This window comes from Candidatus Methanoperedens sp., from assembly GCA_012026795.1.
Lineage (GTDB): Archaea > Halobacteriota > Methanosarcinia > Methanosarcinales > Methanoperedenaceae > Methanoperedens.
In genome coordinates this window covers 1-14,149 of record VEPM01000014.1, presented here as the reverse complement: position 1 = coordinate 14,149, position 14,149 = coordinate 1, and the positions used below count along the sequence as shown (strand labels likewise).

Genomic DNA, 14,149 nt, shown 5'->3' with positions numbered 1-14,149 from the left:
ATTTCACTGATTTTTTCATCAAGTTTGATATACCCCCAAGTAAATAGTAGTTCTGGAGTTATTTCCATGCAAAAAACAAAAATACTTTTAGATGAAAATGACATTCCCAGGAAATGGTATAATATCCTCCCGGATATGCCTACCCCGGTATCTCCGCCTCTAAATCCGGGAACTAAAGAACCGATAGGTCCGAAAGATCTTTCGCCAATATTTCCTATGGAACTTATCAAGCAGGAAGTCAGCCAGGACAGGTTCATTCCGATCCCTGATGAAGTCAGGGATATCTATGCATTATGGCGTCCTTCTCCCCTCTACAGGGCTCATCGTCTTGAAGCTGCCCTGAAAACTCCGGCAAAGATCTATTATAAGTATGAAGGTATAAGCCCGGCAGGCAGCCATAAACCCAATACTGCAATAGCCCAGGCATATTATAATATGAAAGAAGGGACACAAAGGCTGGCGACCGAAACCGGAGCAGGACAGTGGGGATGTGCACTCGCACTCGCAACTTCGTATTTCGGCCTTAAATGCACTGTGTATATGGTAAAAGTAAGTTTTACGCAAAAACCATACCGCAGGTCACTAATGCATCTGTGGGGCGCTGATGTTATCGCGTCTCCAAGCAACCTTACAAATTCAGGAAAAAAGATATTGTCTAAAGATCCCGGATCACCAGGCAGTCTCGGGATTGCAATAAGTGAAGCTATTGAGGATGCTGCAAGCCATGAGGATACGCATTATTCACTCGGGAGCGTTTTGAACCATGTAATGCTTCACCAGACAGTCATTGGCCTGGAAGCCAGAGAACAGCTTGCCCGGGTTGAAGAATATCCGGATTATATAATCGGAAGTGTTGGCGGCGGAAGTAATTTTGCAGGCATTAGTTTTCCTTTCCTCAGTGATAAGATATCAGGTAAACATGACGTAAAAGTGATAGGGGTTGAACCTACCGCGTGTCCAAGCCTGACAAAAGGAGAGTTCAGGTATGACTTTGGAGATACAGCCGAACTTACACCCCTTTTGAAAATGTACACGATGGGACATGAATATATACCTCCATCTATCCACGCAGGAGGGCTGCGGTACCATGGAATGTCCCCGATTGTGAGCCAGTTATATACCGATAAACTTATAGATGCTGTTGCATATCACCAGAAAGAGATATTTGAAGCCGCGGTTACGTTCGCAAGAAGTGAAGGTATAGTCCCTGCGCCTGAATCATCGCATGCAATTAAATGCGCAATAGATAAGGCACTTGAATGTAAGAAGAACGGTGAAAAAAAGACGATCCTGTTCAACCTGAGCGGGCACGGGCATTTTGATATGAGCGCATATGATAGTTATTTCAGCGGGAATATGAAGGACTCAAGTTGAAACTTATAGAAAGGCTCTTTGGAAAAAAAGATAATGAAGGAGAAACAATAGCCGGGGATAAGCTTCCGGGATGGCTTGAATTGAGATCCCGGCAAATTTCTGAAAAAATAGAAAAGGAGACGTCTTCCTTTTATCCCCGGATCGAAAAAATACTCAGGAAAATAAAAGACAGCACAGGCGAGCTTGAAAACGCAAAGCCTGAAGGAACATTCCATCTAAAGATAGTCAAGGTCGCTTCAAGCAACAGGGATAATATGGCAAAGCAGGTGAGGATGCTTCTTGAGAACATAACTGTCCCCGGGGAAAAAGATGTAAAATCAATAGCGGCTTTTCATGAAAGCGCAATCCAGACCCTGGGGATATGCCTTGAGAATATGATGAAAAGCTATCAATATACGAAACTTGTGTATCTTGAGGAATCAAAAAATGTTATTGCTGATGTTAATTCCCTTGGGAGGCTTCTTAATGATTTCATTGAGCCTGTTAATTCAAGAAAGCAAGTGCTTGACGCCCTGGATAAATCGCAGGAACTTGTACAGGTTATCAGGAAGATAACTCTTGATATTGAGCAAATGGAACGATCCATAAAAGAGAACGAAAAAAAGATCGTTTCATTGAAAAAAGAGACCGGAGAAAAGCAGGACGCACAAAACCTCCTGTATACGGGTGAATCCTGGATAGAATATGCCAGGTCAAAAGATGAACTGGTTTTGCTTGAAAATGATGCTAAAGTGAAAATATCTGAAATTAACAGCATAATATCACCACTGAATAAAGTTATTAACAGGCTGAAACAATTAAGTGATAGCGGCAGATTTGTCCTTAAACCCGAAGACCGGGATGCATTGAATTTATGCTTATCCTGTCCTGTGGATGTTCCTCCGGAGTTCTTTGTTGAATTACAGAAAATCGTTGAAAGCGGGGTATTGAATCTTCCAAAAACAGATAAAATCATTCCACAGATTCAACTGGCGTCATCATCTATTGGAGATAAGAAAACGGAATATTATGCGATCGTTAAGGATATCGAACGTAAAAAAGATGAAATTTCAAAGATGAAGATAATTAAGGATGAGAAAGATTTGAACGATGTGTTATCCACTTTGCAGGATAAGCTTATAGCATCTGAAAAAGAACTTGATGTTTCAAAAAAGCAGCTTGATTCACTTAAAATCGAAATTGAATCGAAAAAGCGTGAATTGCAGGATAATGTATCTGTGATTGATGGTAAAATGAAGATCGCATAAAGTGAAGCTCCCAATCGCAGCAGCGAGGTATCACGATAAAATAACATGCAAAAGTGTATCTATTATTAAACATAATATCATACTGGGAGATACGATGACAAACCTATTATATGTCCAGACAAGCGGAATCGATAGACCTGAGCGACTTTATTCCCCTTTTATCCTTGCGCAGACTGCAAAGGCGATGGAAATTGATCCTATAATCTATTTCCTCGGGATGGGGGTTACGGTTGTGAAAAAAGGAAACGCTGAAAAAATTAAGATGGGTTCTTTTCCTACTCTTAAGGAAGTAATGGACCAGACCGTAAAAGCAGGTGTAAAACTCATGGTCTGCGAGCAGAGCTGCCAGCTCATCAATCTTGAGACTGGTGATTTTATTCCTTCAGCCGAGGTCGTGGGAGCTGCTACGCTTAACGACCTTGTCCTTGAAGCTGATGGCACTATGTGGTTTTAGGAGGTTTTCAAGTAACAACATGAAACAGGTTTACATGGATTACGGCTCAGCTTCACCCATAGACGAACGCGTGCTTGAAGCCATGATACCGTTTTTCCAGATAGAGATCGGGAATCCGTCATCCCTTCACTCGCAGGGGCGTAAAGCAAAGAGAGAACTGGAGAACGCACGGATCAGCGTGGCAAAATTGATTGGCGCACCAAATCCAAAGAGCATTATATTCACTTCCTGTGCAACAGAATCCAACAACCTTGCAATCCGGGGCGCAGCTTTACGTTATAAGGATAAAGGGAATCATATAATCACAACTTCGATAGAGCATATGTCAGTGATGAATACCTTAAAAGACCTGCAAAGAAATGGATTTGATGTCACATATCTTCCCGTGGATAAGGACGGGCTCCTGAATCCCGAACAGGTAAAAAATGCCATAACAGGAAAAACGATCCTGATTTCAATAATGTATGCCAACGGCGAAGTTGGAACGGTCCAGCCGATAGGGGAAATTGGCCAGATCGCTTCTGACCATAAGGTAATGTTCCATGTTGACGGGACTGCCGCGGTTGGTAAGATTCCGGTGGATGTTGAAAAGGAACATATCGATTTTTTGACCATTTCCTCAAATGACCTTGGCGGTCCGAAAGGTGTGGGAGCACTTTATATCAAGCAGGGCATAAGAATTATTCCTTTCATGCTCGGTGGAGGGCAGGAATTCGGGATGAGAAGTGGTTCAGAGAATATTCCGGGTATCGTCGGGATGGGTAAAGCCGCCGGGATCGTACAAAAAGAGATGTCTGAGCAAAGCTCAAGAAATATGAAAATGCGGGACAAGCTTATCGATAATATCCTCAAATTGGAATATACCTATCTTACAGGCCACAGGACAAAAAGGCTTCCCAATAATGCAAGTTTCAGGTTCAGCTTCATAGAAGGTGAAAGCATCATACTACAGCTTAATGACATGGGGATAACAGCAAGCACAGGATCGGCCTGCTCTTCAAAAACTCTTGAGCCGTCGCATGTTCTTATCGCGATGGGACTGCGGCATGAGGAAGCTCACGGCTCGTTATTACTTACGCTTGGACGCGGCAACACCGAAGAAGATGTGGATTATGTCATTGGGTCAGTCCCGAAGATCGTTGCAAGATTGAGGGAATTGTCACCTCTTTATGTGAGGAAATGATATGGAAGAACAATTCGAATATTCAGAAAAGGTAATGGATCATTTCAGGAATCCGAGAAATGTGGGGCAGATAAAGGATGCAGATGGTATAGGAAGAGTTGGAAATCCGGTGTGTGGTGACTTAATGGAGATGCAGATCAAAGTCGAGAATAATATCCTGAAAGATGTGAAATTCAAGACTTTCGGCTGCGGGTCTGCTATTGCAACAAGCAGTATGATTACGGAAATGGCTATCGGAAAAACTCTTGAGGAAGCCCTTAAGATAACGCGGGGTGAGGTTGCTGAGGAACTTGGAGGTTTGCCCCTTATCAAGATGCACTGCTCTAACCTTGCAGCAGATGCTCTTCATGCAGCCATCAAGGATTATATGTCTAAAAAAGAGGAGAAGGCAAAGCTTGAAGCTGAGAGATATGATTTTGACGTGATCATAGTGGGCGGCGGCCCGGGCGGGCTGGCCACAGGGATTCTGTGTGCATACCGGGGACTTAAGACAGCGATATTTGAAGCTTCCAGCTGGGGCGGTATCCTGTCATGGTTATGCCCGGACAAGATGATCGAGAATTTCCCCGGGCTCTGTGAAAAATCAACATGTTCCGATCTTATCAATAGCTGGATGAATGAAGCAAAGAAACTGAAGGTTGAAATGAAAAAGGAGCGGGTGAATGAGATCACGCAAGACAAGTTGGTCATTACAGAAAGCGGGGAATACAGAGGTAAGATCCTGGTTCTTGCAACTGGCAGTTCTCCCGCGACAGGCGGTATAAAGGGTGAAGAGAAATTCAGCAAGGATGAAAGGGGAGTATATTATTATGTAAGAAACCCCCAGAATTTCGAAGGGAAGCGCGTCATAATAGTAGGAAGCGGGAATTCAGCAGCAGAAGCAGCTTTAAGCCTTGCCGATACAGCGGATCTTATTACTATTGCCTGCAGGAGTGGTGAATTAAAGGCAGTACCGAATAAAATCGAGCGCCTTAAAGAGATCGATAAAATCAAGGTGCTTTATAATACCGAAGTTGTTGAGATTTCAGGCACGGATAAAGTCGAAAAAGTGGTAATGAAAGACCTGAAGGAAGATGAAATCATCCAGCAGGTTGTTGATTCTGTCGTGCTGGCTGTAGGCCTGATCCCAAACACTGAGATTTTCAAGAAGATCGGTCTTGAGATGGATGATAAAGGATATCTTAAGACTGATAAGGCCCAGAAGACCAATATTGATGGGATTTATGCTGTCGGTGATATCGCTTCTGATCTTGCCCTCGTTGTAGTGGCCGTGGCGAATGGAGCAACTGTGGCTCACAATGCATATGTTGAACTGAGGAAACCATATTGGAAATAGCTTCATATTTTTATTAAATTAATATTCCAGTGATGGGGTAAAGTTTGGGAAAAGAGATTTAAATACATAAAAAAATGTAAGATTTGTAGATAAGAAAAAGATGGGCGGGTTGGGGGGCAGTGGTATCTTTTCCAGCAAAGATATTCTCAGGTCAAAGCTCATTAAATGTGTTTAAATCAGCTTCCATATTTTTTGAAATGGAATATAAATCAGAGTATCCATTATTACCTTTTCCTATTATTCCATTCTTGATTAAAACATTAAGATGATGCCTGATAGTTTTATAATCCATATTCATAACTGTTGATAATTGATGCGCATTATAAGATCTGTCATTAAGATGTTTCAGAATCAATGCTCTTGTCTTTCCTCCGCGCGTACCCTGAATCAGGTAGCAAAGAAGCTTCTGTTGTTTATTGGATTTCTTGATTTCTTGTTTTAATAATCTATTTTCAGTAATGTCCCTGGCTATACCATGAATTTCAATTGTTTTATTACCTTCTTTGATTTCCCTGATTTTTATCTCACACCATCTGTGTTCGCCATTCTTGCAAACAATCTCGATGATATCTATCTGATCCAACTTTTCTCCGGAAAGAAACTTTTTCCGGCGCATATTAACGGTTTTTAAGCTCTCCTGTGTAATCCATTTAGAAATATTTGTACCAATTACCTCTTCTTTAACACATCCGAGTGTTTGAAGTCCAATCTTATTCATTTTCAAAAAATTACCTTCATCATCGACCACGTACATGGCATCCTGGGCGTTTTCAAAGAGGTCACGATATTTTTCCTCGGATTCTTTGAGCTTCATCTCCTGTTTTTTATTTTCTGTGATATCATGAATAATGGCAACAACTTTGTTATTTCCTTTGATCTCTACGAAAGTGCTTGACACATTCAGATATTTTATTGTGCCACATCTCGTTTTGATTTTGATCTCATGAAATCCTCCCCTGTCTTTTTGAACACCTTGCCAGTGCCCTGTTACAAATTCTTTCGAGTCATCAGGGATTACTTTCATGAAATCCTGGCCAATAATTTCTTCCTTTAGCCAGTCGATTGTTCTAAAAAAAGAATCGTTTCCGAACTCAAATTTGCCATTTTCATCCACTACAGCTATTCCATACAATGACGATTCGATTATCATCCAGAGATATTTCTCAGATAAAATGGATTTCTCTTCTTGTTCTAACAATAATTCTTCAAGCTTGTTTTTATCAGATTTTTCATATATTGATCGAAAATGCGTCGACAAATAATCACCAATATAGTTTTCTTATTCTAATGATTCACACTTCCCATGTTACATATAATCTTTTTGTCTAATAGGGGGATTTTCATCAATTATTGTTCCAATAGTATTTATTCAAGAAAAAACAATAATTGATGCAAATGTCTATTATTGCTAAAATCACCGGTTTTTTTAAGAAAAGCACTCAGGATTCAGAAAAAAACGAACAGCTGGATGTTCATATTTATATAGGTAAATATGTAAAACAGGACTATATTGATATCGGGGAAAGCATAGCAATTGATGGAAGAAGAATAATAATTAAAAAATCCGGGAGTGTAATGTCTATCCCCTTTGAGGCTATCGTAAAAACCGGTGATAATATAAGAGTTGGAGATTTTAATATGGAAGAATCCCTGAGGCTGGGAAAAGAGTGGAATGACCAGAAAGATGTATTGAAATTTGATGATAAAGGCATGATGATCCAGTGATCCGGCGCTCTTTTTCAGTTACCATATGGTATTTTTCATGACTGATTATAAACAATGTATAATTGTACGCGATGACCTGAAATTATCAAAAGGCAAACTTGCGGTCCAGGTCGCTCATGCAGCTATTTCCACATATGAATTTACAAGCGAGAAAGTCAGAGATGCATGGAAAGAAGGAGGCCAGAAGAAAGTGGTCTTACGAGTTCCGGGCCTGAAGGAACTTTTTGAATTAAAGGAGCTTGCAAGGAGACATGGTCTTCCAGCCGTACTCATCACCGATGCAGGGTTGACCGAAGTGCCCCCGGGAACGACTACGGTGCTTGGAATCGGGCCTGCCGAGGTCGGTGAACTGGATAAGATAACGGGTAATCTGAAGCTTCTTTAAACTATTTCCAATTCTTCCGGCTTTTCGCAGGCAATCTATCTCCGCATGCATGACAGGATCATTTTCCTGGACGCGCCTGTTATGCCTCCGCCCCACGATTTTACCGTTTTTGTGCAATGATCACATCTGCCTCATTTTTATAAGAATCTCTCCAGAAGATTATACTCTTCTTTCCACCAGCTATTGGATTCGATTACACCAAAATCAGGCAAACCTTATCATATTTCCCGCCCTTAAAAGAAGAGAAAAGATATGTTCACAATAATCACAGGCGCACAGTTCGGGGACGAAGGAAAAGGCAAGATCGTGGATATGATGGCTTCGCAATACGATATTGTGGCCCGTTTCCAGGGCGGGGATAATGCAGGGCACACCGTTGTTGCAGAAGGTAAAACATATAAACTGCATCTTATCCCATCGGGTGTGCTTTTCGATGCGCGCCTGCTTATCGGCCCGGGTACTGTGATGAATCCGGGAATACTGATGGAAGAGATCGCCATGCTTTCTGAAAATGGCGTGGAAGTTCCCCCGGCAAAGCTTGGCATCGACGCAAAGACAAGCATCATAATGCCTTATCATGTGGCGCTGGATGGTCTTCGCGAACAAAAACGCGCCGTAAAAATCGGGACAACGAACAGGGGTATCGGGTTTGCCTATATTGATAAAGTGGGGCGGGAAGAGATACAGATGGCGGATATTGCTGATAAGAGCCGTTTTATGCGCAAACTTGAAGAAATAGCGCCCCAGAAAGAAGCAGCGATAAAAGAAATGGGAGGAGACCCGAAGATCGCAAGGTCAGGAATTGATGCATATCTTAAGATCGGACAGAAATTAAAACCATATATCACCGATGTTTCAAAAGAAATAAACCAGGCTTTGAAAGACGGTAAAAAAGTCCTCGCAGAAGGTGCACAGGGAACACATCTTGATATTATTCACGGTACCCAGAAATTCGTCACCTCTTCAAGCACTGTTGCAGGTTCAGCATGCGCCGGGCTGGGTGTCGGCCCGACAAAAGTGAATGAAGTGATAGGAGTAATAAAGGCATATATTACACGCGTTGGAGAAGGGCCGCTTCCGACTGAGCAGAAGAATGAAGTCGGAGAACACCTGCGTGAAAAGGGCGGCGAATTCGGGACAACGACCGGGCGACCCAGGAGATGCGGCTGGTTTGATATACCCCTTGCGCGAAAAGCTATCAACCTCAATGGATATACATCCATGGCTCTCACAAAACTCGATGTGCTTTCAGGGCTTAAATCGATAAAGTTGTGCCTTGAATATGAAATGGATGGAAAAAATATCGATTACATGCCTGAACTTTCCGATGACGTTGCCCGATGCAAACCCGTCTATATCGACATTCCTGGATGGCATGAGGATATCACAGATACCGAAAGTTTCGTAGACCTTCCGGAAAACGCAAGGCTCTATGTTGCATTACTTGAAGAATTGATGGGGGCAGATATCGGATATATTTCCGTGGGGCCGGGCAGGAAGCAAACTTTTATGAAATAACTTTTACAGCAAGCTATTTCCTCAATATCAAGTCAAAAACATATCTTTTCACTCGTGGCGCCACATTCCCGCAATCCCTGGAGAAGTCAATAAACCATCCTTTTTCTTCAAGCAGTCTCCTGAAATGAGGTATCTCGAAGTCCTTCTTGAAAGTATAGAAGTGGATATATCCTCCAGGTTTCAAAATAGATTGGGCAAAATCCAGGAAGAAGTCCTGGCCATAAGGCGCTGGCATCACGATCCTGTCAAACCTGTTTTTGAAAAGATTATTAACATTTCGCGCATCGCCAAGAACAATATTTGCTTCAATACGGTTCAGTCTAATATTTTTTCCCAGGAAAATGCAGGCTTCCCGGTTGTTATCAAGTCCTGTGATGTTGACGTTCCGTTGTTTCTTTATCGGGATGAGAAATGGCCCGACGCCTGCAAATAAAACAAGGACCTCCTCCCCATCATTTGCTTTTTGCGCGATCCTGCCCCGCTCATAATACATTTTTCCTGAAAAAAAGGTTTTTGTTACATCCAGCTGGAAGACGCAGCCGTTCTCCCTGTGCAGCGTGGTCGTCCTGTCACCGAGCAGCAGTTCAAAATGCGCTACACGCGCAGCACCTTCGATTTTATTGAGCTTTCGAAGGACTGTTTTTAAATCATTCCTGTGAATTGACAGCGCCTCTGCAATGAGATGTTTTTCAGGATCAAGAGGTGGAGGGACGTTTATTATTGCGATATCTCCGATTACCTCAAAGCCTTTAGGGATGAGCGCGAGTTTTTCGGGAGGGAGCTTATTCTGGAGAAGGGAATGGAGGGACATATTCAGGATTCAATACGTTTAAGCGCGCTTGCAAGCATTATCGCCCTCGTGTAATGTCCCCCTACGCGCGAAGTATCCACGAACACCTTCTCCATCAAAACAGGCGCGCCATGGCCGTATCCTCCCCCGAGGAACACAAGAGTCCTAAAAATAAGGTTACCGGATATCCCATCGGGCGCCATGATGAAATTCGCATCCTCGATCGCATCCTCGATGAGTATTGAATAATTCTTTGCTTCGATTCCGAGTTCACGTACTTTTCCGGTCACACGTTCTGCATCTTCAAGAGTCCTGTCAACGGTCTTATCCCTCCCCATATCCTCAAAACGCCCGCCTGATAGTATTCCCACTTTCATTTCCACATCGAGGCGCCTGAAATGCTCCGCGCCGCGCTTTATTAACTCGACTTTATCATCAACGGAATTTCCTTCATCGATCCCAACAGGCGCAAGGAAAAACGGCCGTCCATCTGCTGTTTCTAATAATGCCACCCTGTATAGCTTTTTCATATTCAGCGATCTTTTAAGCTCAGAAAGTGTTTTTGTCGCACTGAGCGTTCCCCTGACTGCTCCGTCTATTTTACCACAAAGCAGCAATTCGATCAATTTCTTCGGAGGCTCATTTGAATGGATTATCTCAAGGTCGGTACCTACTGCTTGTATCCCATTTTCATCCCCAACGAGCACAACATCAGCGTATTCACAGGCAGCCTCTGCGCTCCGTATCAGTTTTTCTGAGACTTTGCCTATTCCGAGGCCAATACGCGCATGATTCTTTCTTGCTTTTTCTTCGATATCGAAAAGGATAGACATATTGGATTGCTTTATGATTTCTTGCCCAGTTCTTTTGAACGCTCGCAGGCCGCAATAACTGCATTCATCATCGCGATGCGTACACCCTGTTCTTCCATGACCCGAAGCCCGCGAATAGTTGTGCCCCCCGGGGATGTCACCATATCCTTTAATTCTCCCGTATGGCTCCCGCCATCAAGCGCCATTTTTGCAGAACCAAGAACGGTCTGCGCCGCAAGCAGTTTTGCAGTGTTCCTGTCAAGTCCTTCATGCACACCGCCATCTGCAAGTGCTTCGATTATCATGAAAATATATGCAGGGCCGCTTCCTGACAATCCGGTTACGGCATCCATAAGGTTTTCCTGTACTGTTACTGTTTTTCCGATTGCACTAAATATATTTCCTGCGATTGCCATATCCTCTTTTGATACGGCGCTTCCCGGACTGATTGCCGAAGCCGCTTCTTTTACTGTTGCCGCAATGTTGGGCATCACCCTGACAACCTTTGTCCCGCGCGGCAGGTTATTCTCATAAGTATCTATGGTAACCCCGGCGGCTATTGAAATTATCAACTGGTTCTTTATTGAGCTTTTGATCTCATTGATGATTTTGGGGACTATCTGCGGTTTTACCGCAATGATTATTATATCTGAATTGATCACTGCGTCACAATTATCCTTGCAGGTATTGATCCCAAGCTCGGTTTCAAGAGCCTTTAATTTCACTGAATCCATATCGCTGGCATAGATGTTCCCGGAAGGAATGAGCCTGGCATGAAGTATGCCTTTAATCAGGGCTTCGCCCATTTTACCTGTCCCGATAAATCCAATTTTTTTATTTTCCATGCCTTTTGTTGTCATTGAAATCTAACACATTAAAGAGATGAAGCGATAAAAAGATTATCATGGATTTCTTACCATAGAAACTTTCACCATAGAAACATCCGCTTTTTCGGCAATATATGAGCATACGGGTTCGGAAGCACCGCCAAAACCAGTGATCGAGGAGGATAACATATTATATAGTTTCACAGGGCGCAGCCTCCAGGGGGCATGCTTTATTTTTACACCATAGACCGGGCCAACGGGTGCACGTACAAATACCCAGAACCGATCGGTCAGGAAGCTCTCAAGGCTTCCTTCCGGAGGCGTGAATGGGTCAGCAGTATCGATATCCCCCTTAATATCCGGGGTATTCAGGGCAACATGGTTGCCGCGCACATTATAACCAAGACCGCAGGCAAAATGATAGGGCATGCCGAATATACGCGCCCCCACTGCGGGAAGTATGTGATCAACCTTAGTATCCAGAAGAATAATTCCCCGTTCTGCACCTGTTTTCACATAGGTGCGCACATTAAGCTGGTTGTATGAAAGAAAGATACTGCTAAGAGGCAAAAGTAAACCCGGCGAAGGCCCTATTGCACGTAGCGCAACAAGGCTTATGTACGCATCGCCATTAAAGAGATCAAGGCTAAGACCTGCGGGGATGCGCATCTCAAGCTGAGCTCCAGGCACACGCCAGTGGATAAAGAATGTATCATACCAGAGCATCAGTCCGTAATTCATTAACCCCCCCCAATTGTCCAAACCCTCTGCCGATATGCGGAACAGATTAAATTATCCAGATAAGGTCTGACCTTAGCGCATATATAGTTTACCCAGGCTTCTGCATTTCGAAGAAAAATAAACCGCTACTTCATACCATTGAACTGAAAATCACCCTTGAAACCACTGTCGTAACCGTGAACACCATAATCGATATGGGCAGGGTCTGTCCCAGATCATACATGAATTGAGGCCTGTCATCGCCATACTCGATCCCGCCTGCAAACCTTGTAAGGATCATCACCAGCAAGACCATATATACTCCCACCACAAGCACGAAAATATCAGGAGGGACTGTCTGGGTCATTCCGGTTCCTGCTTCTTTCATAAAATCCCCGATGTTGTATTCGTCAGGTAAATTGCTGGTCTCTTTTGAAATATTGAGCAAAATTTTCTGGATCACTTCGGAAAGAGCAAGCGTAACTCCTGCTATAAGAGGGGCAAATATTATAGCTGTTGACCTCATCGTGGAGGTGACATCATACAAACCCCTCTTGATATTTGCCTCTACATCCTGTAATTCCTTGAGGTGGTCTGCCAGCTTTATAATCGCCATGCCTGCTGCCTCATGGCTTCTATGTACGCTTTCGGTTAGGAGTTTCATCATCGTATGCACCCTGTCCGAATAAATATCTTTGAATGCCCCATATTCCTCATTGAAAATAGCGCCATGCAATGTAGTCCGCATGCATGTGAGGTTTTTTGCAATATCTGCAAAAGCTTCGCCGATTTTTGCCCCTTTCATCGTTTCTGATGTATGCGTAAAGGCTTCTTCTGCTGACCGCCCTTCTGAGATCCTCCGACCAAGGATGAACATGGCATCAGCAAATTCATTCTCGATCTGTTTTATCCCATCCCGGATTTTTTTATAGGGGGTATATACCCCGACGCAATATACCGTGATCATCGCAGTTATTGCCCAGATGATCGGGAATGTGGGTAAAACCAATCCGGCCATGGCTTCTTTTGATATAATATTAAATGGATTGCCAGAATAAAGAAGAATATATCCTGAAAAACCAACTATTGTTCCGATTATCAATGTGACTATAATTATACTTTTCCTGGTCGAGCCTATATTAGAAAGTTCAGGATGTTCATCTGAAATATCCGGCGGTGAAAAAGTTGCAGGCCGCTGCAGTAATATATATTCAGAATAAAGAAAAGTAAAAAGAGGCAGTCCGATATTGTAGATCAATACAAGGGTTACAGTATCCATCCTTACGCCAACAATGCTTACAGCAGGTATCAATGCCACAAGAGCAAGAGGGATCAATATGAAAATAGAACTCACCTTTCAAAGATGATCGAAAATCCGCTATCTATTGCCCATATGTGTGTTAGCCTAACAAACGGTTAGTCCTATGCTTATCGTTTTTTAAAATTCCGGGATAAACTTCCCAAGATTCAGAAAAGAAAATAATGATCCTTGATTTACACTCATCTCTTCCAAAATAATATCGGATTTATCAGATTTGTTATCCTTTACAATAGCAAACCTTATTCCGGATAAAACATCAATAATTTCTTTCAAAGAAAGACCATACTTCTTTGTCTTCCATGCCAGATATCTATAAAAAAGTAAACCCATGACAGCAAGGAAAACATGAACCCTGATATTGAAATCCTTTGTGTGATATATTGGGCCAATTGGCACAAGAAGTTCATCATTCAGTAGTTTAAAATCATCTTCTACAAGATATTTATTGTTATAGGTT

At 42.8% G+C, this 14,149-nt stretch carries 13 protein-coding genes and 2 pseudogenes; 8 read left to right on the top strand and 7 right to left on the bottom strand.

What is annotated here, in order from left to right; all coding sequences use genetic code 11:
- Positions 1-66: 66 nt before the first annotated feature.
- The 5 genes and pseudogenes from FIB07_07995 (at position 67) to nifU (ending at position 5,594) form a co-directional block, all read left to right on the top strand.
- A complete protein-coding gene (locus FIB07_07995) occupies positions 67-1,374 on the top strand; it encodes a TrpB-like pyridoxal phosphate-dependent enzyme (GenBank protein NJD52792.1) in 1,308 nt (435 codons plus the stop codon).
- Positions 1,375-1,660: 286 nt separating this feature from the next.
- Positions 1,661-1,711, top strand: a pseudogene (locus FIB07_07990) (hypothetical protein).
- A 1,004-nt stretch (positions 1,712-2,715) separates the two neighbouring features.
- On the top strand, positions 2,716-3,075 hold the full coding sequence (locus tag FIB07_07985; GenBank protein ID NJD52791.1) for a sulfur reduction protein DsrE: 360 nt from the start codon (positions 2,716-2,718) through the stop codon (positions 3,073-3,075).
- Positions 3,076-3,094: 19 nt separating this feature from the next.
- On the top strand, positions 3,095-4,258 hold the full coding sequence (locus tag FIB07_07980; GenBank protein NJD52790.1) for a cysteine desulfurase: 1,164 nt from the start codon (positions 3,095-3,097) through the stop codon (positions 4,256-4,258).
- 1 nt (position 4,259) lies between these two features.
- Positions 4,260-5,594, top strand: a complete 1,335-nt coding sequence (gene nifU, locus FIB07_07975) for a Fe-S cluster assembly scaffold protein NifU (protein ID NJD52789.1) — start codon at positions 4,260-4,262, stop codon at positions 5,592-5,594.
- A 151-nt stretch (positions 5,595-5,745) separates the two neighbouring features.
- Here the strand turns inward: nifU and FIB07_07970 are convergent, their stop codons facing one another.
- Positions 5,746-6,852 carry a PAS domain S-box protein gene (locus FIB07_07970; GenBank protein NJD52788.1) on the bottom strand — a complete coding sequence of 369 codons (1,107 nt, stop codon included), beginning with the start codon at positions 6,850-6,852 and terminating at the stop codon, positions 5,746-5,748.
- A gap of 137 nt (positions 6,853-6,989) precedes the next feature.
- Between FIB07_07970 and FIB07_07965 the strand changes: the two genes are divergently transcribed.
- Positions 6,990-7,319 (top strand): hypothetical protein, encoded by a 330-nt coding sequence (locus tag FIB07_07965; protein ID NJD52787.1) that lies wholly within the window; start codon positions 6,990-6,992, stop codon positions 7,317-7,319.
- Positions 7,320-7,356: 37 nt separating this feature from the next.
- Entirely contained in the window at positions 7,357-7,704 is a 348-nt protein-coding gene (locus tag FIB07_07960; GenBank protein ID NJD52786.1) for a peptidyl-tRNA hydrolase, read from the top strand.
- Between the two features lie 3 nt (positions 7,705-7,707).
- Here the strand turns inward: FIB07_07960 and FIB07_07955 are convergent.
- A pseudogene (locus FIB07_07955) lies at positions 7,708-7,821 on the bottom strand (nucleoside deaminase).
- Positions 7,822-7,956: 135 nt separating this feature from the next.
- On the opposite strand from FIB07_07955, the gene FIB07_07950 reads away from it, so the two are divergent.
- Positions 7,957-9,222 carry an adenylosuccinate synthase gene (locus FIB07_07950; protein NJD52785.1) on the top strand — a complete coding sequence of 422 codons (1,266 nt, stop codon included), beginning with the start codon at positions 7,957-7,959 and terminating at the stop codon, positions 9,220-9,222.
- A gap of 13 nt (positions 9,223-9,235) precedes the next feature.
- On the opposite strand, the gene FIB07_07945 is transcribed toward FIB07_07950, so the two are convergent.
- The 5 genes from FIB07_07945 to FIB07_07925 form a co-directional block, all read right to left on the bottom strand.
- The gene (locus tag FIB07_07945; GenBank protein NJD52784.1) at positions 9,236-10,033 is read right to left on the bottom strand and encodes a class I SAM-dependent methyltransferase family protein; all 798 of its coding nucleotides are present in this window, start codon (positions 10,031-10,033) and stop codon (positions 9,236-9,238) included.
- Positions 10,034-10,035: 2 nt separating this feature from the next.
- Positions 10,036-10,845 (bottom strand): methyltransferase, encoded by an 810-nt coding sequence (locus FIB07_07940; GenBank protein ID NJD52783.1) that lies wholly within the window; start codon positions 10,843-10,845, stop codon positions 10,036-10,038.
- 11 nt (positions 10,846-10,856) lie between these two features.
- Positions 10,857-11,669 carry a pyrroline-5-carboxylate reductase gene (gene proC, locus FIB07_07935; protein NJD52782.1) on the bottom strand — a complete coding sequence of 271 codons (813 nt, stop codon included), beginning with the start codon at positions 11,667-11,669 and terminating at the stop codon, positions 10,857-10,859.
- A 57-nt stretch (positions 11,670-11,726) separates the two neighbouring features.
- A complete protein-coding gene (locus tag FIB07_07930; protein ID NJD52781.1) occupies positions 11,727-12,392 on the bottom strand; it encodes a DUF2071 domain-containing protein in 666 nt (221 codons plus the stop codon).
- Positions 12,393-12,522: 130 nt separating this feature from the next.
- On the bottom strand, positions 12,523-13,725 hold the full coding sequence (locus FIB07_07925) for a hypothetical protein (protein ID NJD52780.1): 1,203 nt from the start codon (positions 13,723-13,725) through the stop codon (positions 12,523-12,525).
- Between the last annotated feature and the right edge of the window lie 424 nt (positions 13,726-14,149).

Excerpts from the sequence above, each read along its gene's own strand:
- FIB07_07980 (NJD52790.1), top strand. The coding sequence starts at position 3,095 with ATGAAACAGGTTTACATGGATTACGGCTCAGCTTCACCCATAGACGAA.
- FIB07_07940 (NJD52783.1), bottom strand. The coding sequence starts at position 10,845 with ATGTCTATCCTTTTCGATATCGAAGAAAAAGCAAGAAAGAATCATGCG.
- proC (NJD52782.1), bottom strand. The coding sequence starts at position 11,669 with ATGGAAAATAAAAAAATTGGATTTATCGGGACAGGTAAAATGGGCGAA.
- FIB07_07930 (NJD52781.1), bottom strand. The coding sequence starts at position 12,392 with ATGAATTACGGACTGATGCTCTGGTATGATACATTCTTTATCCACTGG.
- FIB07_07995 (NJD52792.1), top strand. The coding sequence starts at position 67 with ATGCAAAAAACAAAAATACTTTTAGATGAAAATGACATTCCCAGGAAA.
- FIB07_07985 (NJD52791.1), top strand. The coding sequence starts at position 2,716 with ATGACAAACCTATTATATGTCCAGACAAGCGGAATCGATAGACCTGAG.
- FIB07_07950 (NJD52785.1), top strand. The coding sequence starts at position 7,957 with ATGTTCACAATAATCACAGGCGCACAGTTCGGGGACGAAGGAAAAGGC.
- FIB07_07960 (NJD52786.1), top strand. The coding sequence starts at position 7,357 with ATGACTGATTATAAACAATGTATAATTGTACGCGATGACCTGAAATTA.
- nifU (NJD52789.1), top strand. The coding sequence starts at position 4,260 with ATGGAAGAACAATTCGAATATTCAGAAAAGGTAATGGATCATTTCAGG.
- FIB07_07965 (NJD52787.1), top strand. The coding sequence starts at position 6,990 with ATGTCTATTATTGCTAAAATCACCGGTTTTTTTAAGAAAAGCACTCAG.
- FIB07_07945 (NJD52784.1), bottom strand. The coding sequence starts at position 10,033 with ATGTCCCTCCATTCCCTTCTCCAGAATAAGCTCCCTCCCGAAAAACTC.